We start from the raw sequence: 20518 nt of genomic DNA, 5'->3' as shown, positions 1-20518 counted from the left end.
GTTCAGGCCGCCTTCTTCGCGAGTTGCGCGGCGACTTCGTCGGCCCACTCGCGCGGCGCGAGCGGGAAGCCCAGGCGGGCGCGGCTGTCGAGATAGCTCTGGGCGACGGCGCGCGCCAGGTTGCGGATGCGGCCGATGTAGGCGGCACGTTCGGTGACGCTGATCGCGCCGCGTGCGTCGAGCAGGTTGAAGGTGTGCGCGGCCTTCAGCAGCTGTTCGTAGGCCGGCAGCGCGAGCTGCTGCTCCATCAGGTACTTGCTCTGCTTCTCGTGCGCCGAGAAGGCGGAGAGCAGGAAGTCGACGTCGCTGTGCTCGAAGTTGTAGGTGCTCTGCTCGACTTCGTTCTGGTGGTAGACGTCGCCGTACTTCAGCGTGTCGGTCCACTGCAGGTCGTAGACGTTGTCCACGCCTTGCAGGTACATCGCCAGACGCTCCAGGCCGTAGGTGATCTCGCCGGTGATCGGCTTGCAGTCGATGCCGCCGACCTGCTGGAAATAGGTGAACTGCGTCACCTCCATGCCGTTGAGCCAGACCTCCCAGCCCAGGCCCCAGCAGCCCAGCGTCGGGTTCTCCCAGTCGTCCTCGACGAAACGCACGTCGTTGGACTTCAGGTCGAAGCCCAGCGCCTCGAGCGAGCCGAGGTAGAGGTCGAGGATGTTGGCCGGCGCGGGCTTCAGCACCACCTGATATTGGTAGTAGTGCTGCAGGCGGTTCGGGTTCTCGCCGTAGCGGCCGTCCTTGGGGCGGCGGCTGGGCTGCACGTAGGCCGCCTTCCAGGGTTCCGGGCCGATCGAACGCAGGAAGGTCGCGGTGTGGCTGGTGCCGGCGCCGACTTCCATGTCGTAAGGCTGCAGCAGGGCACAGCCCTGGGCGTCCCAGTAGGACTGCAGCTTGAGGATGATCTGCTGGAAGGTGAGCATGACGGCGCGCGCAAACGGAAAACCCGGAAGTTTACGCAGCCCGCCGCCTCCACCCCGCCGACAGGATCACGACCAGCGCCGCCAGCCCCGCCAGCGGCCACAGCCCGAAACGTGCCGCCCACCAGGCAAACGGCGTGACGCCGCTGCGGCCCTCGACCTCGGCTTCGAGCACGCCGCGCGTGCCGGGCGCGAGCTGCGCCGTCACCACGCCGCGGGCGTCGATGACCACCGTCATGCCGGTGTTCGTCGCGCGGATCATCGGCCGCTGGAACTCCAGCGCACGCAGGCGCGAGATGTTCAGGTGCTGCGGCAGCGCCACCGTGTGGCCGAACCAGGCGATGTTCGAGACGTTGGCGAAGATCGTCGGCGCGGCCGCCGGGTCGGCGAAACGCCGCGCCAGCTCCTCGCCGAACAGATCCTCGTAACAGATGTTCGGGCCGATGCGCTGGCCGAGCACGGCGAACGACGGCGGGTCGACGACGCCGCGGTCGAAGTCGCCGAGCGGGATGTTCATCGCCTCGGTGAACCAGCGGAAACCCGTCGGCACGAACTCGCCGAAAGGCACGAGGTGGTGCTTGTCGTAGCGGTAGCGCTCGCCGTCGGAGAGCCCGGCGACCGAGTTCGTGTAGCCGCGCTCGAAGTCGCCCAGCGGCACGCCGACCAGCGCCGCACGCCCCGGCGCGGCGAAACGCGCGACCAGACGGTCCCAGTAGCCGGGCGCGAAGTCGGCGAGCTGGAACGGCAGCAGCGGCACCGCGGTCTCGGGCGCGACGACGAGCTGGCCGCGTGCGCCGTCCAGCGCCTGCTCCAGCCAGGCCATCGCCTCGGGCATGCGCTCGACGGCGAACTTCTCGTCCTGGGCGACGTTGGTCTGCACCAGCGTCACCGTCAGCGCGCCGGCCGGGGCGTCGAAACGCTGCAGCGCCGCCAGCCCGGGCAGGCCGAGCAGCGCCAGCGCCGCGAGCACCGGCGCGACCCGCCCGCGCCGCGCGGCCGCGGCATGCGCCAGCAGCCCGGCGGCGAGAGCCAGCAGCGCACCCAGGCCGTAGACGCCGACCCACGGCGCCAGCGCCGCCAGCGGCGCGTCGACCAGCGCGTAGCCCGAGGCGACCCAGGGGAAGCCGGTGAACAGCACACCGCGCGCCAGCTCGGCCAGCAGCCACAGCGCCGCGAACAGCGCCGCGTCGGGCGCGGCACGGCCCCGCCGCCAGCGCGCGAAGGCGGCCATCGCCGCCGCGAGATACAGAGACAGCGCCGCCGCCAGCGCGGCGACGCCGGCACCGGCCAGCGGCGCCGGCAGGCCGCCGTAGCGGTGCATGCTGACGTACAGCCACCAGGTGCCCGCCACCAGCCAGCCGAAGCCGTAGGCCCAGCCCAGCAGCGCCGCCCGCCCCGGCGCGGCACGGCCGCAGGCCAGCGCCAGCAGCGCCGTCGACACCACGGCCAGCGGCCAGGCCGAGGTCTGCACGAAAGCCAGCGTCTGCAGCGCACCGAGCGCGGCCATCACCGCCGGCAGCGACCAGCGCCCACGCGCGGCCGGGCGCGCCGTCGTGAACATGATCCGGGTCACCGCCGCCCCTCGCGGGCGGCGTTCACGGCCGCGGCCCGCGTCATGCGCGAGCTTCGCCGGACTCGCCGATGCGCCAGACGCGGAACCAGCGCACGGCGCCGCCGCGCGTCAGCATCACCGTGAAGCGCAGGCCGCCGATCTCCAGCGACTCGCCGCGCCGCGGCACGCGGCCGAACTCCTGCGCGACGAGGCCGCCGATGGTGTCGAAGTCCTCGGTCGACAGCTCGACGGCGAAGGCGCGGTTGACGGCCTCGATCTCGACGTCGCCGGCGACACGCTGCGAGCCGTCGGCCAGCGTGTAGATGCCGGCGTCGCCGCGGCCGTCGTCGCGATCGTCGAACTCGTCCTCGATCTCGCCGACGATCTCCTCGAGCACGTCCTCGATCGTGATCAGCCCGGCGGTGTTGCCGAACTCGTCGATGACGATCGCCAGATGGTTTCGGTTGGAGCGGAAGTCGCGCAGCAGCTCGTTCAGGCGCTTGCTCTCGGGCACGAAGACCGCCGGGCGCAGCAGCGTGCGCAGGTTCAGCTCGGGCGCACGCTGCAGCTTCAGCAGGTCCTTGGCCAGCAGGATGCCGATGACGTTCTCGCGCTTGTCCTCGTAGACCGGGAAACGCGAATGCCCGGCGGCGATGACCGCCGACAGCAGGCTGTCGTAGCCGGCGTCGATGTCGAGCAGGTCCATGCGCGGCGCGGCGACCATCACGTCGCCGGCGCTCAGGTCGGCCATGCGCAGCACGCCTTCGAGCATCAGCCTGGACTCGGGCTCGATCAGCTCGCGCTGCTCGGCGTCGGCCAGGGTCTTCATCAGCTCGTCCTTGCTGTCGGGGCCGGGCGAGACGAACTCGACGAGGCGCTCGAAGAACGAGCGCTTGTCCGCGGGCGACGTCGTCGCGCCGCGCGCGGACTTGGGAGAAGGAGGTTCGGACACGAGGGTGTCGGCAGTGGGGGTAGCGAAGAATACCCCACGCGCTTGACACGGTCTGGGGCTTGCAAGACAGTCTGCCGCCCTCAACTGGGAAGGCCTCTCCCGGCATCCCCACTCCCCCCGACACCATGAGCAACGGACTGATCCCGGCCACCATCCTCACGGGCTTCCTGGGCAGCGGCAAGACGACGCTGCTCAAGCGCGTGCTGACCGAAGCACACGGCCAGAAGATCGCCGTCATCGAGAACGAGTTCGGCGAGGAGAACATCGACAACGACATCCTCGTCGCCGACACCGAGGAACAAATCATCCAGATGAGCAACGGCTGCGTCTGCTGCACGATCCGCGAGGATCTGCGCTCGACGCTGTCGGACCTGGCCGAACGCCGCCGCAAGGGCCTGATCGCGTTCGACCGCGTCGTCATCGAGACCACCGGCCTGGCCGACCCCGGCCCGGTGGCGCAGACCTTCTTCATGGACGACGAGATCGCCGAGAGCTACCTGCTCGACTCGGTGGTCACGCTGGTCGACGCGGTGCACGCCGACGAGCAGCTGAACACGCGCCAGGAAGCGCGCCGCCAGGTCGGCTTCGCCGACCGGCTGTTCATCAGCAAGGCCGACCTGGCGCCGGCCGCCGCGCTCGACGCGCTGCAGTACCGCCTGCGCCAGATGAACCCGCGTGCGCCGCAGCGCTCGGTGCATTTCGGCGAGGTCGCGATCGCCGAGGTCTTCGACCTCAAGGGCTTCAACCTCAGCGCCAAGCTCGACATCGACCCGGACTTCCTGGCCGACCAGGCACACGCGCACGACCATCATCACCATCACCACCACGACGGCGAGGCCTGCGACCACCCCAGCCACCACGCGCACGACGACGACGTGAAGTCCTTCGTCTTCCGCGCCAAGCGGCCGTTCAGCCCGGCCAAGCTGGAGGACTTCCTCGGTTCGGTGGTCCAGGTCTACGGCCCGAAGATGCTGCGCTACAAGGGCGTGCTGTACATGAAGGGCAGCGAGCGCAAGGTCGTGTTCCAGGGCGTGCACCAGCTGATGGGCAGCGACCTGGGACCGAAGTGGGCGCCGGGCGAGGAGAAGCTCAGCAAGCTGGTCTTCATCGGCATCGACCTGCCGCGCGACATCCTCGAACAGGGGCTGGAGCAGTGCCTCGTCTGAGGGTGCCCGCCGGGCCAGCTGCGCCTTGCGCGCAGCCGTCGGGGACGTGGCTACAATCCGCGCGCCTTGCGGCTGCCCAGCCCCGAGGACCCGACCCAGGGCAGCGGGTATAACCGGACATTCAGCGCGTCCCTGGACACAGGGCGAGGAGAGACTCCCGTGAGCAAGTCCACAGCCAAGCCCGCGGTCGCCGCCGCCAAGACGGCCTCCAAGGCCGGCAAGACCCCGGCATCGCCCGCCCCCTCGCCCGTTCCGGCCCAGCCGGAAAACCGTTTCACCGCCCGTTTCGCGCCGGCCCGCCCGGCGCCCAAGAATTCGCCCGAACCGATGGATGTGATCAAGCCGGCCACCAAGGCCGACCCGAAGCTGGCCGAGGCCTGGAAGAACAAGGCCGGTCGCGATCTGACCGAAGCCGAGCTGCTGGCGATGCCCGACAGCGAGTACATGAACGACAAGCAGATCGACTTCTTCCGCGCGCGGCTGCAGGCGCAGAAGGACGACCTGCTGTCCAACGCCGGCGAGACCACCGAGCACCTGCGCGAGGACACCTCGATCGTGCCGGACCCGGCCGACCGGGCGACGATCGAGGAAGAGCACGCGCTGGAGCTGCGCACCCGCGACCGCGAGCGCAAGCTGCTGAAGAAGATCGCCCAGTCGATCGCTCGCCTGGACAGCGGCGAGTACGGCTACTGCGACGAGACCGGCGAACCGATCGGCCTGGCGCGCCTGCTCGCGCGGCCCACCGCCACGCTGTCGCTGGAAGCGCAGCAGCGCCGCGAGCTCAAGCAGAAGATGTTCGGCGACTGAGGTCGCCGCCAGCAAGCGCCGCCGGAGCGCCACCGTCGCCGGCTACATTACGACCATGGCGGACACCAAGGACGGCGACAGCTTCTTCAAGAAGGTCGTGCGCTTCGTCGCCAACCCGACGACCGACTGGACCGAGCTGAACTCGCGCCAGGACGACCACCGCGAGCTCGAGATCGAGAAGACCGAGCTCAAGGCGATGATCGAGCGCAAGCGGCGCAACGACTTCGTCCGCAAGCGCGAGTTCGACATGCTGCGCCGCGTGCGCCGCGAGGGCCTGTCGCCCGAGCAGCTCGCGGCGCTGGGCGGCTCCTCCCGCCTGGACGACTCCGAAGCCCGGCTGCCCGAATCCTCTGGCGCCCGCGTCGACTCCGGCGTCAAGGAGAAGATCGACGCCATCGAACAGCAGATGGTCGGCGACCACTACGACGGCGGCCGCACCGGTGCACGCACGCCGTCGCCGCCGCCTGCGGCGCCCGCCCCGGCCCGTTCCGAGCCGACGCGTGTGGCCAGCCGAGGCCTGGAGTTCGCGCCGCTGACCCAGCCCACGCCGGGCCAGACGCTCGGCGAACTGCCGCCGCCCACGCTGCCGGCGGCCATCCCGACACTGACGCTGCCGCTCACCGTGTCGAGCCATCTGGCGGCCACGCCCAGCGAGTTCGGCAGCCCGTTCGCCGTCGAGGTCAGCGAGGTCGTGCACGACCCCGAGCTCGACGAGGCGGTGATCGCCTTCGCGAATGCCGACTTCAACACCTGCGAGCAGGCGCTGCAGCAGCTGACCGCGGCCGAGGGCTCGCGCGCCCAGCACGCCGAGACCTGGCTGGTGCTGTTCGACCTGTACCGGGCCACCGGCCAGCAGGCCCGGTTCGAGAGCCTGGCGATCGACTACGCGCAGCAGTTCGGCTGGTCGGCGCCGCAGTGGTACTCGCTGCCCAAGCTGGTGGCCGAGGCGGTGGCCGACGAGCGCCCGCGCCCGGGCGAGCCCACCACACGCGCCTCGGGCGAGGTCGGCTGGGCCTGCCCCGAGTCGCTCGACCTGGACGCGCTGGCGCGGCTGCGTTCGCTGACGCTGCAGATGCCGCTGCCCTGGGTCTTCGACTGGAGCCGGCTGCGCTCGATCGACCCCGAGGCGGCGATGCAGCTGTCGACGCTGTTCCGGCTGTGGGCCGGGCAGGCGCTGGAGATGCGCTGGATCGCCGGCGACCAGCTGTTTGCCGTGCTCGCCGAAGCCGCGCCGACCGGCGTGCGCGACGCCGACCCGGCCTACTGGCTGACACGTCTGGACGCGCTGCGCCTGGCCAATCGCGCCGACCAGTTCGACGAGGCGGCGATCGACTACTGCGTCACCTACGAGGTCTCGCCGCCGTCCTGGGAAGCGGCACGCTGCCGCGTGCGCATCAGCGGCACCGGCGCGTCCACGCGCACGCCGCCGATGTCGATGATCGGCGAGGTCTCGACCAGCTTCCTCGAGTCGGCGATGCCCGACGACACGGTTCTGCAGGTCGAGCAGGCCCACGTCGAGCTCTCCGGCCAGCTCGTCGGCGACATCGGCAAGACGCTGGCCCTGCTCGACGGCCAGCTCGGCGCGGCGCCGCTGGTCAGCGTCTCCTGCGCACGCCTGATCCGCGTCGACTTCATCGCCGCCGGCGACCTGCTGAACTGGGTCATCACCAAGGGCGAGACCGAGAAGCGCTCGGTGATGTTCGTCGACGCCCACCGCCTCGTCGCGCTGTTCTTCGGCGCGATGGGCATCAACGCCCACGCCAAAGTCCAGGTGCGCAAGGTCTAGGCGGGCAACGCCCGGACTTGAAGCGGCCTCGGCCGGCCTCACTTGCAACGGACCATGGAATCCTTTCACGGCACGACCATCCTCAGCGTGCGTCGCGGCCCGCTCGTCGCCCTCGGCGGCGACGGCCAGGTGACGCTCGGCACCATCGTCGTCAAGTCCAGCGCGCGCAAGGTGCGCAAGCTGTACCGCGACCAGGTGCTCGCCGGCTTCGCCGGTGCCACCGCCGACGCCTTCACGCTGTTCGAGCGCTTCGAGGCCAAGCTCGAGAAGCACCAGGGCCATCTGCAGCGTGCGGCCATCGAGCTGACCAAGGACTGGCGCACCGACCGCGTGCTGCGCCGCCTGGAGGCGATGCTGGCCGTGGCCGACACCACCAACTCGCTGATCATCACCGGCAACGGCGACGTGCTGGAACCCGAACACGGCATCGTCGCGATCGGCTCCGGCGGCGCCTACGCCCAGGCCGCGGCGCGTGCGCTGCTGCAGCACACCGAGCTGGCACCGCAGGACATCGTCAAGCGCTCGCTCGAGATCGCCGGCGACCTGTGCATCTACACCAACCAGTCGCACACCATCGAGGTGCTGGGCGCCTGAGAGCCGGCCCGCACCCCGTCCCACCGCACCACCTCCGCCGGGCCCACGCGGCCGGCGCCCCCGCGATGACCCACTCGATGACCCCGCAGGAGATCGTCTCCGAGCTCGACCGCCACATCGTCGGCCAGAACGCCGCCAAACGCGCCGTCGCGATCGCGCTGCGCAACCGCTGGCGCCGCCAGCAGGTCGACGAGAAGCTGCGCGGCGAGATCACGCCGAAGAACATCCTGATGATCGGCCCGACCGGCGTCGGCAAGACCGAGATCGCACGTCGCCTGGCCAAGCTGGCCGACGCGCCCTTCGTCAAGGTCGAGGCGACCAAGTTCACCGAGGTCGGCTACGTCGGCAAGGACGTCGACACCATCGTGCGCGACCTCGTCGAGGTGGCGGTCAAGCAGGAGCGCGAACGCGCCATCCGCCGCCAGCGCGCCAAGGCCGAGGACGCCGCCGAGGAGCGGGTGCTCGACGCCCTGGTGCCGCCGCCGCGCGACCTGCGCGAGAGCAGCGACAACACCGCCCGCCAGGTGATGCGCAAGCGCCTGCGCGAAGGCGCGCTGGCCGACAAGGAGATCGAGATCGAGGTCGCCGACCCGAAGCCCTCGCTCGAGATCCTCGGGCCCCAGGGCATGGAGGAGATGGCCGAGCAGCTGAAGGGCCTGTTCTCGCAGATGGGCCAGGGCAAGCGCAACGTGCGCAAGCTGAAGATCGCCGAGGCGCTGGAGAAGCTGACCGAGGAGGAAGCCGGCAAGCTGGTCAACGAGGAGGAGATCCGCGCCGCCGCGCTGGCCAACGCCGAGGGCAACGGCATCGTCTTCATCGACGAGATCGACAAGGTGGCGGCACGCGCCGAGCACGGCGGCGCCGACGTCTCGCGCCAGGGCGTGCAGCGCGACCTGCTGCCGCTGGTCGAGGGCACGGCCGTCAGCACCAAGTACGGCATCGTCAAGACCGACCACATCCTGTTCATCGCCAGCGGCGCCTTCCACCTGGCCAAGCCCAGCGACCTGATCCCGGAGTTGCAGGGGCGTTTCCCGATCCGCGTCGAGCTGGGCTCGCTGTCGGTCGACGACTTCGAGGCCATCCTGACCAGCACCCACGCCAGCCTGGTCAAGCAGTACCAGGCGCTGCTGGCCACCGAAGGCGTGACGCTGGAGCTGGCACCCGAGGCCGTGCGCCGCATCGCCCAGATCGCCTACGACGTGAACGAGCGCACCGAGAACATCGGCGCGCGCCGCCTGGCGACGGTGATGGAGCGCCTGCTCGACGACATCAGCTTCGACGCCCCGAACCGCGGCGGCCAGACGGTGACGGTCGATGCCGCCGAGGTCGACCGCCGCCTGGGCGAGCTGTCGCGCGACGAGGATCTGTCGCGCTACATCCTCTGATCGAGACTGGGGTCAGGTCTCGCGACAAGCCTGGGGTCAGGTCTCGCAAGACCTGACCCCGACTGCCGCTGGGGCCTTGGGGTCAGAGGCCTTGGGGTCAGGTCTCACGAGACCTGACCCCAACAGCCGCGAGACCTGACCCCGACAGCAGCGGGGTCGCGAGCGAATGCGAGCTTGGGGGCGCAATCAGCGCCGGGACTGCAGCGCCAGCAGGCCTTCGAAGATCAGCGAATCGACGATCTCGAACGGCGGTTGCACCAGCGGCGCGAGCTTGACGGCCGCGCCGCCGGTCATCAGCAGCAGCGCCGACGCGCCGGTGACCTGCACCAGGCGCCGGTGCTGGCGCTCGATGGCGCCGGCCAGCGCCGCCGCGCCGCCGCTCATCAGCGCGTCGCTGGTGTTGCGGGGGAAGTCGACGACCTCGCCGGTCGGCACCTTCAGCCCCGCGGTGCCCATCTCCAGCGCACGCAGCATCAGGCCGAAGCCGGGCAGGATCAGACCGCCGAGGAAACGGCCGTCGGCGTCGAGCGCGTCGACGGTCACCGCGGTGCCGACCATCACCACCAGCGCCGGACGGCGGCCGCCGTCGGCCAGCGCCCGCTGGCGCGCGCCCACCAGCGCCGCCCAGCGGTCGGCGCCCAGCCGGCTCGGGTGCTCGTAGCCGTTGATCACGCCGCAGTCCTGCACCGTCGGCACCACCCAGCGCGGCTCCAGGTCCCAGATCTCGAGCTGCTCCTCGGCGCGGCGGCGCACGACGTCGCCGGCCACCGCGCAGCCCAGCATCGTGGTCGGCGCCGGCAGCGCCTTCCAGTCGGTGTCGGCCAGCGTGTCGATGGTTTCGAGGAACGCGGCCCCATGCGCCAGCAGCGTCGCACCGGGCCGCGGGGCGTCGTACAGGCCCCACTTCAGGCGCGTGTTGCCGATGTCGATGGCGAGAAAAGTCATGGTGAACAAGGGGCCGGGCGGCACGAGGGCGCGAGCGTAACAGCGCCGGGAAAGTCGCGCCCCCGATTCTGTCGAGCGGGATAACCCCGACGGCATCGCTGCGCCGCGGCGCCGGCCGCGCGGCATGATTCACCATTGACGTTGACGTAAACGTCAACCGCGTGCCACCGCCTCCACCGACGACCGCCATGACCGAGCTGTCCGCCGACTACCAGGCCCTCGCCGCCTACCGCCCGACGCACAAGGTGCGTTTCGTCACCGCCGCCAGCCTGTTCGACGGCCACGACGCGTCGATCAACATCATGCGGCGCATCCTGCAGAGCATGGGCTGCGAGGTGATCCACCTCGGCCACAACCGCTCGGTCGACGAGGTCGTCACCGCGGCACTGCAGGAGGACGCGCAGGGCATCGCGATCAGCAGCTACCAGGGCGGCCACGTCGAGTACTTCAAGTACATGGTCGACCAGCTGCGCGCCCGCGGCGGCGAGCAGGTGCAGGTCTTCGGCGGCGGCGGCGGCGTCATCGTGCCGGCCGAGATCCGCGAGCTGCAGGCCTACGGCGTCACGCGCCTGTACAGCCCCGAGGACGGCCAGCGCATGGGCCTGGCCGGCATGATCGGCGAGATGGTGATGCGCTGCGACCGCGACCTGTCGCCGCTGGCGCCCACCGACGTCGCCGCGCTGCAGGGCCACGGCGACGCCGCCTGGCGTGCGCTGGCGCAGGCCATCACCGCGCTGGAGAACGGCCGCGCCGACCCCGGCTTCAAGGCCGCGCTGGCCGCCGCCGGGCGCAAGGCGCCGGTGGTCGGCATCACCGGGACCGGCGGCGCCGGCAAGTCCAGCCTGACCGACGAGCTGATCCGCCGCCTGCGCCTGGACCAGGACGACGCCTTGCGCATCGCCGTGATCTCGATCGACCCCAGCCGGCGGCGCACCGGCGGCGCGCTGCTCGGCGACCGCATCCGCATGAACGCCATCGCGCCGTGGCAGAACGGTTCCCGGGTCTTCATGCGCAGCCTCGCCACACGCGACTACGGCAGCGAGATCAGCCAGGCCCTGCCCGACGTGCTGCTGGCGGTGCAGGCCGCCGGCTTCGACCTCGTCGTCGTCGAGACCTCGGGCATCGGCCAGGGCGACGCGGCCATCGTGCCGCACGTCGACGTCCCGGTCTACGTGATGACGCCCGAGTTCGGCGCCGCCAGCCAGCTCGAGAAGATCGACATGCTGGACTTCGCCGAGTTCGTCGCGATCAACAAGTTCGACCGCAAGGGTGCGGCCGACGCCTGGCGCGACGTCTGCAAGCAGGTGCAGCGCAACCGCGGCGCCTTCGGCGACAAGCCCGAGACGATGCCGGTCTTCGGCACGATGGCCAGCCGCTTCAACGACGACGGCGTCACCGCGCTGGCCCAGGCGATGAAACCGCGCCTGGCGGCGCTGGGCCTGCCGCTGGCCGAAGGCCGGCTGGCGGCGGTGGCCACCCGCGTCTCGACCGGCCAGCACGCCATCGTGCCGGCCGGGCGCACGCGTTACCTCGCCGACATCGCCGACGCGGTGCGCGGCTACAAGCGCCGCGCGCGCGAACAGGCGGCGCTGGCGCGCGAGATCCAGCAGCTGCGTGCCGCCTCGGCGATGCTGCGGCTGGACAAACCCGGGCGCCAGCGCGCCGCGGAGGCCACGGCCGACCTCGCCGAGCAGCGCGAGGCGCGACTGGACCCGCACGCCCGCAAGCTGCTGGCGCAGTGGGACGAGATGCAGCGCGCCTACTCCGGCGCCGAATACGTCGTGAAGATCCGCGACCGCGAGATCCGCACCGCGCTGACGCACACCACGCTGTCGGGCAACACGATCCGCAAGGTCGCGCTGCCGACCTGGGAGGACCACGGCGAGCGCCTGAAGTGGCTGCTGCTGGAGAACGTGCCGGGCTCGTTCCCGTACACCGCCGGCGTCTTCGCCTTCAAGCGCGAGAACGAGGACCCGACGCGCATGTTCGCCGGCGAGGGCGACGCCTTCCGCACCAACCGGCGCTTCAAGCTGCTGTCCGAGGGCATGCCGGCCAAGCGCCTGTCCACCGCCTTCGACTCGGTGACGCTGTACGGCCACGACCCGGAGCGCCGGCCCGACGTCTACGGCAAGGTCGGCAACTCGGGCGTGTCGATCGCCACGCTCGACGACCTGAAGGTGCTGTACTCGGGCTTCGACCTGTGCAGCGCCAGCACCTCGGTCAGCATGACGATCAACGGCCCGGCGCCGACGATCCTGGCGATGTTCATGAACACCGCCGTCGACCAGCAGCTGGAGAAGTTCCGCGCCGACAACGGCCGCGAGCCCACCGACGACGAGGCGGCCAAGATCCGCGCCTGGGTGTTCGAGAACGTGCGCGGCACGGTGCAGGCCGACATCCTGAAAGAGGACCAGGGCCAGAACACCTGCATCTTCTCGACCGAGTTCAGCCTCAAGGTGATGGGCGACATCGCCCAGTGGTTCGTGCACCACGGCGTGCGCAACTTCTATTCGGTGTCGATCTCGGGCTATCACATCGCCGAGGCCGGCGCCAACCCGATCAGCCAGCTCGCGTTCACGCTCGCCAACGGCTTCACCTACGTGGAGGCGTATCTCGCGCGCGGCATGCACATCGACGACTTCGCGCCCAACCTGAGCTTCTTCTTCAGCAACGGCATGGACCCGGAGTACACGGTGATGGGCCGTGTCGCGCGCCGCATCTGGGCGCTGGCGATGAAGGAGCGTTACGGCGCCAACGAACGCAGCCAGAAGCTGAAGTACCACATCCAGACCAGCGGCCGCAGCCTGCACGCGCAGGAGATCGCGTTCAACGACATCCGCACGACGCTGCAGGCGCTGATCGCCGTCTACGACAACTGCAACTCGCTGCACACCAACGCCTACGACGAGGCGATCACCACGCCCACCGAGGAGAGCGTGCGCCGGGCGATGGCGATCCAGCTGATCATCAACCGCGAGTGGGGCCTGGCGAAGAACGAGAACCCGAACCAGGGCGCCTTCGTCATCGACGAGCTGACCGAGCTCGTCGAGGAGGCGGTGCTGGCCGAGTTCGAGCGCATCAGCGAACGCGGCGGCGTGCTCGGCGCGATGGAGACCGGCTACCAGCGCGGCCGCATCCAGGAAGAGAGCCTGCACTACGAGACGCTGAAACACGACGGCCGGCACCCGATCATCGGCGTCAACACCTTCCGCAACCCGCACGGCGACCCGGTGCCCGAGACGATCGAGCTCGCGCGCTCGACCGAGGACGAGAAACAGAGCCAGCTCGCGCGGCTGGCCGACTTCCACGCCCGCCACGCCGCCGAGGCGCCGGCGATGCTGCGCCGGCTGCAGCAGGCGGTGATCGCCGACGCCAACGTCTTCGAGGTGCTGATGGACGCGGTGCGTGTCTGCTCGCTGGGCCAGATCACGAACGCGCTGTTCGAGGTCGGTGGCCAGTACCGTCGCTCGATGTAAGCGCGGCGTGCGGCACCCGGGCCGGGTGCCGGCGTGGTGGCGCTCGGGCTTCAGACGCCCGACAGCACGACGTCCAGGGCCGCGACCAGCACGCTGGCCTGCTCGGCGACGTTGTCCACCGGATGGCGGAGCAAGCGGGCAGGCAGCGGCGACGCGTAATGCGCCAGCGCGTTCAGGCGCTGGCCCTTGACCGTGACGACCGGGCACAGCTTGGCCGGCACCTTGCCGGCGAAGTCCAGCCGCGCCAGCGGCAGCGTGAGCCGGGTCGCCAGCCCGTCCAGCAGCTCGCTCTGGATCACCACGACATACGGAATGCCGGCGGCCGAACTCGCGCTGGGGTTGGCGAAGACGTCGTACTGCGCCACGGCTTCACCAGGGCCGCAGATCGTCACCGGGAATGCCGTGGGCCTCCACCCAGGCGTTCTGCGCCGCGATCCAGTCGCCGAACTCGGCTTCGAAGGCCTGTCGGCGCGTGCCGAGCCCGGCATGCGCCTGGTTCGCCTGCAGCGCCTGATAGTGCTCGACCGACACGATGACGGTGTCGATCTGGCCCGCCTTCTCCACGAACACCGGTTCGCGTTTGGCCTGGGCGCAGATGCTGCCGAACCGGTTCTTGGCCTCGGTTGCGGTGACACGCATCGTGGTTTCTCCTCGCAGATTAGCCATTTTAGCCAACAACAGAAGCCTCGGCGCCGGGCATGCCGGCCCCCGCCCGGTCCAGTGGCCGGAGGCCCCCAAAGCGATGGACGGTGCCAATAATCGAGCATGACCACGGCCGCCGTCCGTCCGAAGGCACGCACCCAGGCCCGGCACCTGGGCCGTCGCGCCTGGGCGCTGCTGCACGAAGACTCGCAGCGGGCGGCCCAGTTGGCCACGCAGGCCTTGGCCGGCGCCGGCGACGACCCCGTGGCCCGCGGCTGGGCGCTGCTGACCCGCGGTTTCCACGAACTCTTCTTCGCCACGCCGGCCGAGGCCCGGCCGGTGCTTGAAGCGGCGCAGGCCGCGTTCGCCGAGGCCGGCGACGCCGCCGGCCGCATCCTCGCCGGCACCGGGCTGGCGCGCGCGGCCTGGCGCGCCGGGCGCTACGACGACGCGCTGGGGCTGGCGCTGTCGCTGCGTGGCGAAGGCCTGCGCGTGCTGCGCGGCGAACAGCGCGGCGTGCTGCTCAACGCCATCGCCGGCTGCTACTCGGCGCAGGGCCGCAGCGACCTCGCCTTCGCCTACATGTACGAGGCGCTGCGCGACGCCGGCAGCACACGCTGCCACGGCCTGGACGCGGTGCTGCACTGCAACCTCGCGCACGAACTGCTGCAGATCGGCGACTGCCACGAGGCGCTGCGCCACGTCGACACCGGCATCCAGCGCTGCGCGCGGCTGCACAACCCGCGCCTGGCCAGCGTCTTGTGGATCAACCGTGTCATCGGCCTGACCGAGCTCGACCGCACGCACGAGGCCGTCGCCGACATCCACCGCATCTGCGCCCTGCCCGCCGACGCCTCGGGCCGCGGCCGGCTGGCGACGCATTACGAGACGCTGGCGATCGCCGCGCTGCGTGCCGGCGAGACGGCGCTCGGGGCAGAACTTGTCGCCCTTGCCAAGAGCGCCTACCGTGCCGGCATCCCCGACGAGCAGGTCGAACTCGCCGTCGCCAGCGCGCTGCTGGCACGCGCCCAGGGCCGGCCGCAGGTGGCGCTGGCGGCCCTGGACGGCGTGCGCGGGCTGGCCGGCGAGCCACCGGCGCAAGGGCTCAGCCTGCGCGTGCGCGGCCTGTACCTGCTGACCCGCGCCGACCTGCTGGAAGCCCAGGGCGACGCCGCCGGTGCGCTGGCGACGATGCGCGAGTGGCAGCACGTGCACCTGCAGCGCGCGGCGCTGGCCTCGCGCGCCCGCTACCAGGCCGCGGCGCTGCAGACCGAGCTGCTGCGGCTGCAGCAGCAGGTCGACGAACACGACGCCCGCCGGCGCGAGATCGAGGCCGTCAACGAACAGCTCTCGCGCCGCGTCGCCGAGGTCCAGGCGCTGCAGGAGCAGCTGCGCCAGCAGGCGACACGCGACGAGCTCACTGGCCTGTTCAACCGCCGCCACCTCAACGAGACGCTGCCGCAGATGCTGGCGCTGGCGCACCGCGAGGGCCAGCCGCTGGCCGTGGCGATCATCGACCTGGACCATTTCAAGACCGTCAACGACCGCCACGGCCACCCCTGCGGCGACCGATTGCTCGCCGCCTTCGGCCGGCTGCTGGCCACCGGCTGCCGGCGCAGCGACGTCGCCTGCCGCTACGGCGGCGAGGAGTTCTGCCTGCTGATGCCGCGCACCGACGCCGCCGCGGCGCGGCGCAAGGTCCAGGCCTTGCTGCGGCGCTGGCGCAGCACGTGTTTCGAACTCGGCGGCGCACAACTGCAATCGCTGTCGTTCTCGGCCGGTGTCGCCGACTCGCTGCGCTGCCCGGGCCACGAGACAGCGCTGCTGAAGGCCGCCGACGACGAGCTGCTGGCCGCCAAGCGCCAGGGCCGCAACCGCGTGCTGGCCGCCGGCGGCGCGGCCGAGGTCCAGGCCGCCGCCTGACGCCGGTCACGGGCCCAGGCGATACTCGCCTGGCGGCGGCATCCCGACCGCCGGCTTGCAGGGATCCATGCCGAACGCCCCGTTCATCGCCCCCGCCCGCTTCGACGACCCGGCCGCGGCCCTCGCCCGGGTGCGCGAGATCTACGACGCCGGCACCGCCTATCTGCGCGAGCAGCTGCGCGCCTACGTCGGCGGCGCCACGCTCGACGGCCACGTGCGCGCCTGCTACCCCTTCGTGCGCGTGCGCACCAGCACCGTCGCGCGTGCCGACTCGCGCCTGTCCTACGGTTTCGTCGCCGGCCCGGGCGTCTACGAGACGACGTTGACGCGGCCCGACCTGTTCGAGCGCTACTACCTCGAGCAGCTGACGCTGCTGATGGCGAACCACGGCGTCGACCTGGAGGTCGGCACCAGCACCCAGCCGATCCCGCTGCACTTCGCCGTCGGCGAGGGCGACCACCTCGAAGGCACGCTGGAGCCGGCGCGGCGGCTGCTGCTGCGCGACCTGTTCGACCTGCCCGACCTCGGCGCGATGGACGACGGCATCGCCAACGGCACCCACGAGCCGGCACGCGGCGAGCCGCAGCCGCTGGCGCTGTTCACCGCGCCGCGCGTGGACTACTCGCTGCAGCGCCTGCGCCACTACACCGGCACGACGCCGGGGCACTTCCAGAACTTCGTGCTGTTCACGAACTACCAGTTCTACATCGACGAGTTCATCAAGCTCGGCCGCGAGGCGATGGCCGATCCGGCCTCGCCCTATGTCGCCTTCGTCGAACCGGGCAACGTGCTGACGCGCCGCGCCGGCCTGCCGGCCGAGCCGGGTGACGACGCCGGCGTCGCGCCGCCGCGGCTGCCGCAGATGCCGGCCTACCACCTCGTCGGCGCCGGCAACGCCGGCATCACGATGGTCAACATCGGCGTCGGGCCGTCGAACGCGAAGACCATCACCGACCACGTCGCGGTGCTGCGCCCGCACGCCTGGCTGATGCTCGGCCACTGCGCCGGGCTGCGCAACACGCAGCAACTGGGCGACTACGTGCTCGCCCACGGCTACGTGCGCGAGGACCACGTGCTCGACGAGGAACTGCCGCTGTGGGTGCCGATCCCGCCGCTGGCCGAGGTGCAGCTCGCGCTGGAGCAGGCCGTCGCCGAGGTCACCCGGCTGTCGGGCTACGAGCTGAAGCGCGTGATGCGCACCGGCACCGTGGCCAGCACCGACAACCGCAACTGGGAGCTGCTGCCCGGGCGCAACGCGGCGACGACACCCGAGCGCCGCTTCAGCCAGAGCCGCGCCGTGGCGCTGGACATGGAGAGCGCGACGATCGCCGCCAACGGCTTCCGCTTCCGCGTGCCCTACGGCACCTTGCTGTGCGTCAGCGACAAGCCGCTGCACGGCGAGATCAAGCTGCCCGGCATGGCCAACACCTTCTACCGCGAGCGTGTCGACCAGCACCTGCGCATCGGCATGCGCGCCGTCGAACTGCTGCGCGAGGAAAAACCGGGCCGGCTGCACAGCAGAAAGCTGCGCAGTTTCGCCGAGGTCGCGTTCCAGTAAGCGTTTCTTTACACGGGAGCCGCAGACTGTCGGCAACCGTGTCTTACAACCTCACCGTGACGAGCCGACACCGATACCGGCTGGCGCCGCTGGCGCTGGCCGCCCTGCTGGGCGCCTGCGCCAGCACCATGCCCCCCACGCCCGCCGACCGGGCGCAGATCGCGCCGACGCTGCCGGCCGGCTGGAGCCGTGCACCGGCCGGCGCCGTCCACGACGGCGACTGGTGGGCCGGCTTCGGCGACCCGCTGCTGCTGGCGCTGGTCGACGAGGCGCTGGCCGCCAACCTGGACCTGGCCTCGGCGCGCGCCAACGTCGAGCGCGCCCGGGCGCAGCGCGACCTGGCCGACGCCGGCCGCCTGCCGCAGCTGGGCAGCTCGGCCAGCGGCGGGCGCGTGCGCTCCGGCGAGAACTACTCCCGCCAGCTCTCGGCGGGCCTGGACGCGAGCTGGGAGCCTGACTTCTTCGGCGCCAACGCCAGCACGGCCACCGCCGCCGCGGCCGATTTCGCCGCCGCCGGCGCGACGCTGCAGGCCACGCGCCTGGCCGTTGCCGCCGAAACCGCCATCGCCTACCTGCAGTGGCGCGGCACACGCGAGCAGTACGCCATCGCGCGCGAGTCCGCCGCCAGCCAGGCGCAGACGCTGCAGCTGGTGCAGTGGCGCGTGCAGGCCGGGCTGGCGAGCGCCGTCGACGCCGAACAGGCGCGCGCCAGCCTCGAGCAGACACGTGCCCAGCTGCCGGCGCTGCAGACCACGCTGCAACAGACCGAGAACGCGCTCGCGATCCTGCTCGGCCGCGCCCCGGCGACGCTGGGCGAACGCCTGGCCACCGCGCCCGAGGCGGCACCGTCGCTGCAGGCGCTGCCGGCCGGCGTGCCGGCCGATCTGCTGCGCCGCCGCCCCGACCTGCTGGCCGCCGAATGGACGCTCGCCTCGGCACTGGCGACGCTGGACGCGCGGCGAGCCGACCGCCTGCCCGACCTCAGCCTCAGCGGCAGCCTGGCGCTGCGCGCCGCGACCTGGTCGGGCCTGGGCGGTGCCGGTGCCGTCGCCGCCAGCGTGCTGGCCGGCATCAGCTGGCCGGTCTTCGACGGCGGCGCCGCGCGCGCCCGCGTCGAGGCCCAGCAGGCAACGCTGGACGCGGCCCGCGCGAGCTACCGCGCGGCGGTGCTCGCGGCGCTCGGCGACGTCGAGGACAACCTCGTCGCGCTGGACCGCGGCGGCGAACGGGTCGCCGCGCTGGAGCGTGCCGCCGAGGCCGCCGCCAACGCCGCCGAACTGGCGCGCGCGCGCTACCGCAGCGGGCTGATCGACTTCGGCACGCTGCTCGACGCCGAGCGCAGCCTGCTGTCGGCACGCAGCTCGCTGGCCGGCGCCCGCACCGATCTCGCACTCGCTGGAGTGCGTCTGTACAAGGGCCTGGGCGGCGGCTGGACCGCCGAGGCGACGAGACCATGACCGAACCGAAGACCGATCCGAACGACGTCCAGGCCCTGCTGGGCGCCGAGGCCCACCGCCCCTGGTGGCGCCGCCGCACCGTCTGGCTGCTCGCCGGCGCCGCGGTGCTGGTGGCCGCCGGCATCGTCGTGGCGCAGAAGCGCGCCGCGAGCAACGCCGCGCCGCGTTTCGTCACCACGCCGCTGGCACGCGGCACGCTGGCCATCACCGTCACCGCCACCGGCACGCTGCAGCCGACACGCTCGGTGGCCGTCGGCAGCGAGCTGTCGGGCACCGTGGCGCGCGTGCTCGTCGACGTCAACGACCGTGTCAAGAAAGGCCAGGTGCTGGTCGAGCTGGACACCGCCAAGCTGCGCGACTCGGTCAACGGCTCGCGCGCCAACCTGCAGGCCGCGATTGCCCAGCGCCGCCAGGCCGAAGCGACGCTGGCCGAGGCGCGTGCCAACCTCGCGCGCTACGAGGAGGTGTCGCGCCTGTCCGGCGGCAAGGTGCCGTCGGCGGCCGAACTCGACAGCGCGCGCGCCACGGCGCTGCGCGCCGAAGCCGACCTGGCCGCCGCGCAGGCCAGCGTGGCCCAGGTGCAGACGGCGCTGTCGACCAACGAGACCAACCTCGCCAAGGCCTCGATCCGCTCGCCGATCGACGGCACGGTGCTGGCGCGCAGCGTCGAGCCGGGCAACGCGGTCGCCGCGTCGCTGCAGGCGGTGACGCTGTTCACGCTGGCAGAGGACCTGACGAAGATGAAGCTCTCGGTCGACGTCGACGAGGCCGACGTCGGCCAGGTGCGCCAGGGCCAGAAGGCGCGCTTCACCGTCGCCGCGCAACCCGGGCGCCAGTACCCGGCGCGCATCACGCGCGTGGCCTTCGGCTCGACCAAGACCGACAACGTCGTCACCTACACCACCGACCTCGAGGTCGACAACGCCGACCTGTCGCTGCGCCCGGGCATGACGGCGACGGCGACGATCGCCGCGACCGAACGCGAGAACGTGCTGCTGGTGCCCAACAGCGCGCTGCGCTTCAAGCCCAACCTGGCCGCCGCGCCGGGCGCCGGCGGCGGCAACGACGGCATCATGTCCAAGCTGATGCCGCGCCCGCCGGGCATGAGCGGGCCGCGGCGTTCGCTGGGCGGCCCCGGCCGCAGCTCCGACAGCGGCAAGGGCACGATCTGGGTGCTCAAGGACGGCCAGCCGGTGGCGCTGGAAGTCCGCAAGGGCCTGTCCGACGGCCGCATGACCGAGGTCTCGGGCGACGGCGTCGCCGAGGGGCTGGCGGTCATCACCGATCAGGCGAGCGCGGCGCCATGAGCGCGCAGGACTTGACCGGGACCGATGCCCGCCTGGCGGGCGCGGTCGCAG

General features: G+C 71.6%; 16 protein-coding genes. 10 read left to right on the top strand and 6 right to left on the bottom strand.

The window, feature by feature from the left end; translation table 11 throughout:
• Positions 1 to 2: 2 nt before the first annotated feature.
• Genes glyQ through G5B56_RS16185 form a run of 3 tightly spaced genes read right to left on the bottom strand, consistent with a single transcriptional unit; the run spans position 3 to position 3421 of the window.
• Positions 3 to 920, bottom strand: a complete 918-nt coding sequence (glyQ, locus tag G5B56_RS16195) for a glycine--tRNA ligase subunit alpha (RefSeq protein ID WP_009855819.1) — start codon at positions 918 to 920, stop codon at positions 3 to 5.
• A 31-nt stretch (positions 921 to 951) separates the two neighbouring features.
• Positions 952 to 2478 carry an apolipoprotein N-acyltransferase gene (gene lnt, locus G5B56_RS16190; protein ID WP_164963998.1) on the bottom strand — a complete coding sequence of 509 codons (1527 nt, stop codon included), beginning with the start codon at positions 2476 to 2478 and terminating at the stop codon, positions 952 to 954.
• A 52-nt stretch (positions 2479 to 2530) separates the two neighbouring features.
• Entirely contained in the window at positions 2531 to 3421 is an 891-nt protein-coding gene (locus G5B56_RS16185; protein ID WP_164963898.1) for an HlyC/CorC family transporter, read from the bottom strand.
• A 125-nt stretch (positions 3422 to 3546) separates the two neighbouring features.
• Between G5B56_RS16185 and G5B56_RS16180 the strand changes: the two genes are divergently transcribed.
• From G5B56_RS16180 to hslU, 5 genes are all read left to right on the top strand, one after another.
• A complete protein-coding gene (locus G5B56_RS16180) occupies positions 3547 to 4587 on the top strand; it encodes a GTP-binding protein (protein ID WP_009855816.1) in 1041 nt (346 codons plus the stop codon).
• Positions 4588 to 4746: 159 nt separating this feature from the next.
• Complete coding sequence (gene dksA, locus G5B56_RS16175) at positions 4747 to 5394, top strand: RNA polymerase-binding protein DksA (RefSeq protein WP_009855815.1); 648 nt, start codon at positions 4747 to 4749, stop codon at positions 5392 to 5394.
• 55 nt (positions 5395 to 5449) lie between these two features.
• Positions 5450 to 7180 carry a hypothetical protein gene (locus G5B56_RS16170; RefSeq protein ID WP_164963897.1) on the top strand — a complete coding sequence of 577 codons (1731 nt, stop codon included), beginning with the start codon at positions 5450 to 5452 and terminating at the stop codon, positions 7178 to 7180.
• 54 nt (positions 7181 to 7234) lie between these two features.
• On the top strand, positions 7235 to 7774 hold the full coding sequence (gene hslV / locus G5B56_RS16165) for an ATP-dependent protease subunit HslV (protein WP_164963896.1): 540 nt from the start codon (positions 7235 to 7237) through the stop codon (positions 7772 to 7774).
• 65 nt (positions 7775 to 7839) lie between these two features.
• A complete protein-coding gene (hslU, locus tag G5B56_RS16160) occupies positions 7840 to 9159 on the top strand; it encodes an ATP-dependent protease ATPase subunit HslU (RefSeq protein ID WP_206023540.1) in 1320 nt (439 codons plus the stop codon).
• Positions 9160 to 9345: 186 nt separating this feature from the next.
• Here the strand turns inward: hslU and G5B56_RS16155 are convergent, their stop codons facing one another.
• A complete protein-coding gene (locus tag G5B56_RS16155) occupies positions 9346 to 10104 on the bottom strand; it encodes a type III pantothenate kinase (RefSeq protein ID WP_029718559.1) in 759 nt (252 codons plus the stop codon).
• A gap of 188 nt (positions 10105 to 10292) precedes the next feature.
• Between G5B56_RS16155 and icmF the strand changes: the two genes are divergently transcribed.
• Positions 10293 to 13580 carry a fused isobutyryl-CoA mutase/GTPase IcmF gene (gene icmF / locus G5B56_RS16150; protein ID WP_164963895.1) on the top strand — a complete coding sequence of 1096 codons (3288 nt, stop codon included), beginning with the start codon at positions 10293 to 10295 and terminating at the stop codon, positions 13578 to 13580.
• Positions 13581 to 13630: 50 nt separating this feature from the next.
• Here icmF and G5B56_RS16145 read toward each other — a convergent pair whose 3' ends face one another.
• Entirely contained in the window at positions 13631 to 13945 is a 315-nt protein-coding gene (locus tag G5B56_RS16145) for a CcdB family protein (protein WP_009855586.1), read from the bottom strand.
• Positions 13946 to 13949: 4 nt separating this feature from the next.
• Complete coding sequence (locus G5B56_RS16140; protein ID WP_009855585.1) at positions 13950 to 14219, bottom strand: type II toxin-antitoxin system prevent-host-death family antitoxin; 270 nt, start codon at positions 14217 to 14219, stop codon at positions 13950 to 13952.
• Positions 14220 to 14345: 126 nt separating this feature from the next.
• Between G5B56_RS16140 and G5B56_RS16135 the strand changes: the two genes are divergently transcribed.
• The 4 genes from G5B56_RS16135 to G5B56_RS16120 all read left to right on the top strand — a co-directional run bounded on the left by G5B56_RS16135 (position 14346) and on the right by G5B56_RS16120 (position 20467).
• Complete coding sequence (locus G5B56_RS16135; RefSeq protein ID WP_009855584.1) at positions 14346 to 16145, top strand: GGDEF domain-containing protein; 1800 nt, start codon at positions 14346 to 14348, stop codon at positions 16143 to 16145.
• A gap of 67 nt (positions 16146 to 16212) precedes the next feature.
• Positions 16213 to 17703: an AMP nucleosidase gene (locus G5B56_RS16130; protein WP_164963894.1), complete on the top strand. Its 1491-nt coding sequence runs from the start codon at positions 16213 to 16215 to the stop codon at positions 17701 to 17703.
• Positions 17704 to 17759: 56 nt separating this feature from the next.
• On the top strand, positions 17760 to 19160 hold the full coding sequence (locus G5B56_RS16125; RefSeq protein ID WP_164963893.1) for an efflux transporter outer membrane subunit: 1401 nt from the start codon (positions 17760 to 17762) through the stop codon (positions 19158 to 19160).
• Positions 19157 to 20467 (top strand): efflux RND transporter periplasmic adaptor subunit, encoded by a 1311-nt coding sequence (locus tag G5B56_RS16120; RefSeq protein ID WP_164963892.1) that lies wholly within the window; start codon positions 19157 to 19159, stop codon positions 20465 to 20467. The genes G5B56_RS16125 and G5B56_RS16120 overlap by 4 nt, the downstream gene beginning before the upstream one ends.
• Positions 20468 to 20518 lie beyond the last annotated feature (51 nt).

It is taken from the genome of Rubrivivax sp. JA1026 (assembly GCF_011065555.1).
Lineage (GTDB): Bacteria > Pseudomonadota > Gammaproteobacteria > Burkholderiales > Burkholderiaceae_C > Rubrivivax > Rubrivivax benzoatilyticus.
Note: the sequence above shows the minus strand (reverse complement) of the source record. Positions and strands in the feature narration are given on the sequence as shown.

Coding starts and splice junctions, on each gene's coding strand:
- G5B56_RS16120 (WP_164963892.1), top strand. CDS start 19,157: ATGACCGAACCGAAGACCGATCCGAACGACGTCCAGGCCCTGCTGGGC.
- G5B56_RS16130 (WP_164963894.1), top strand. CDS start 16,213: ATGCCGAACGCCCCGTTCATCGCCCCCGCCCGCTTCGACGACCCGGCC.
- hslU (WP_206023540.1), top strand. CDS start 7,840: ATGACCCACTCGATGACCCCGCAGGAGATCGTCTCCGAGCTCGACCGC.
- G5B56_RS16135 (WP_009855584.1), top strand. CDS start 14,346: ATGACCACGGCCGCCGTCCGTCCGAAGGCACGCACCCAGGCCCGGCAC.
- hslV (WP_164963896.1), top strand. CDS start 7,235: ATGGAATCCTTTCACGGCACGACCATCCTCAGCGTGCGTCGCGGCCCG.
- lnt (WP_164963998.1), bottom strand. CDS start 2,478: ATGTTCACGACGGCGCGCCCGGCCGCGCGTGGGCGCTGGTCGCTGCCG.
- icmF (WP_164963895.1), top strand. CDS start 10,293: ATGACCGAGCTGTCCGCCGACTACCAGGCCCTCGCCGCCTACCGCCCG.
- G5B56_RS16140 (WP_009855585.1), bottom strand. CDS start 14,219: ATGCGTGTCACCGCAACCGAGGCCAAGAACCGGTTCGGCAGCATCTGC.
- G5B56_RS16180 (WP_009855816.1), top strand. CDS start 3,547: ATGAGCAACGGACTGATCCCGGCCACCATCCTCACGGGCTTCCTGGGC.
- glyQ (WP_009855819.1), bottom strand. CDS start 920: ATGCTCACCTTCCAGCAGATCATCCTCAAGCTGCAGTCCTACTGGGAC.
- G5B56_RS16170 (WP_164963897.1), top strand. CDS start 5,450: ATGGCGGACACCAAGGACGGCGACAGCTTCTTCAAGAAGGTCGTGCGC.
- G5B56_RS16155 (WP_029718559.1), bottom strand. CDS start 10,104: ATGACTTTTCTCGCCATCGACATCGGCAACACGCGCCTGAAGTGGGGC.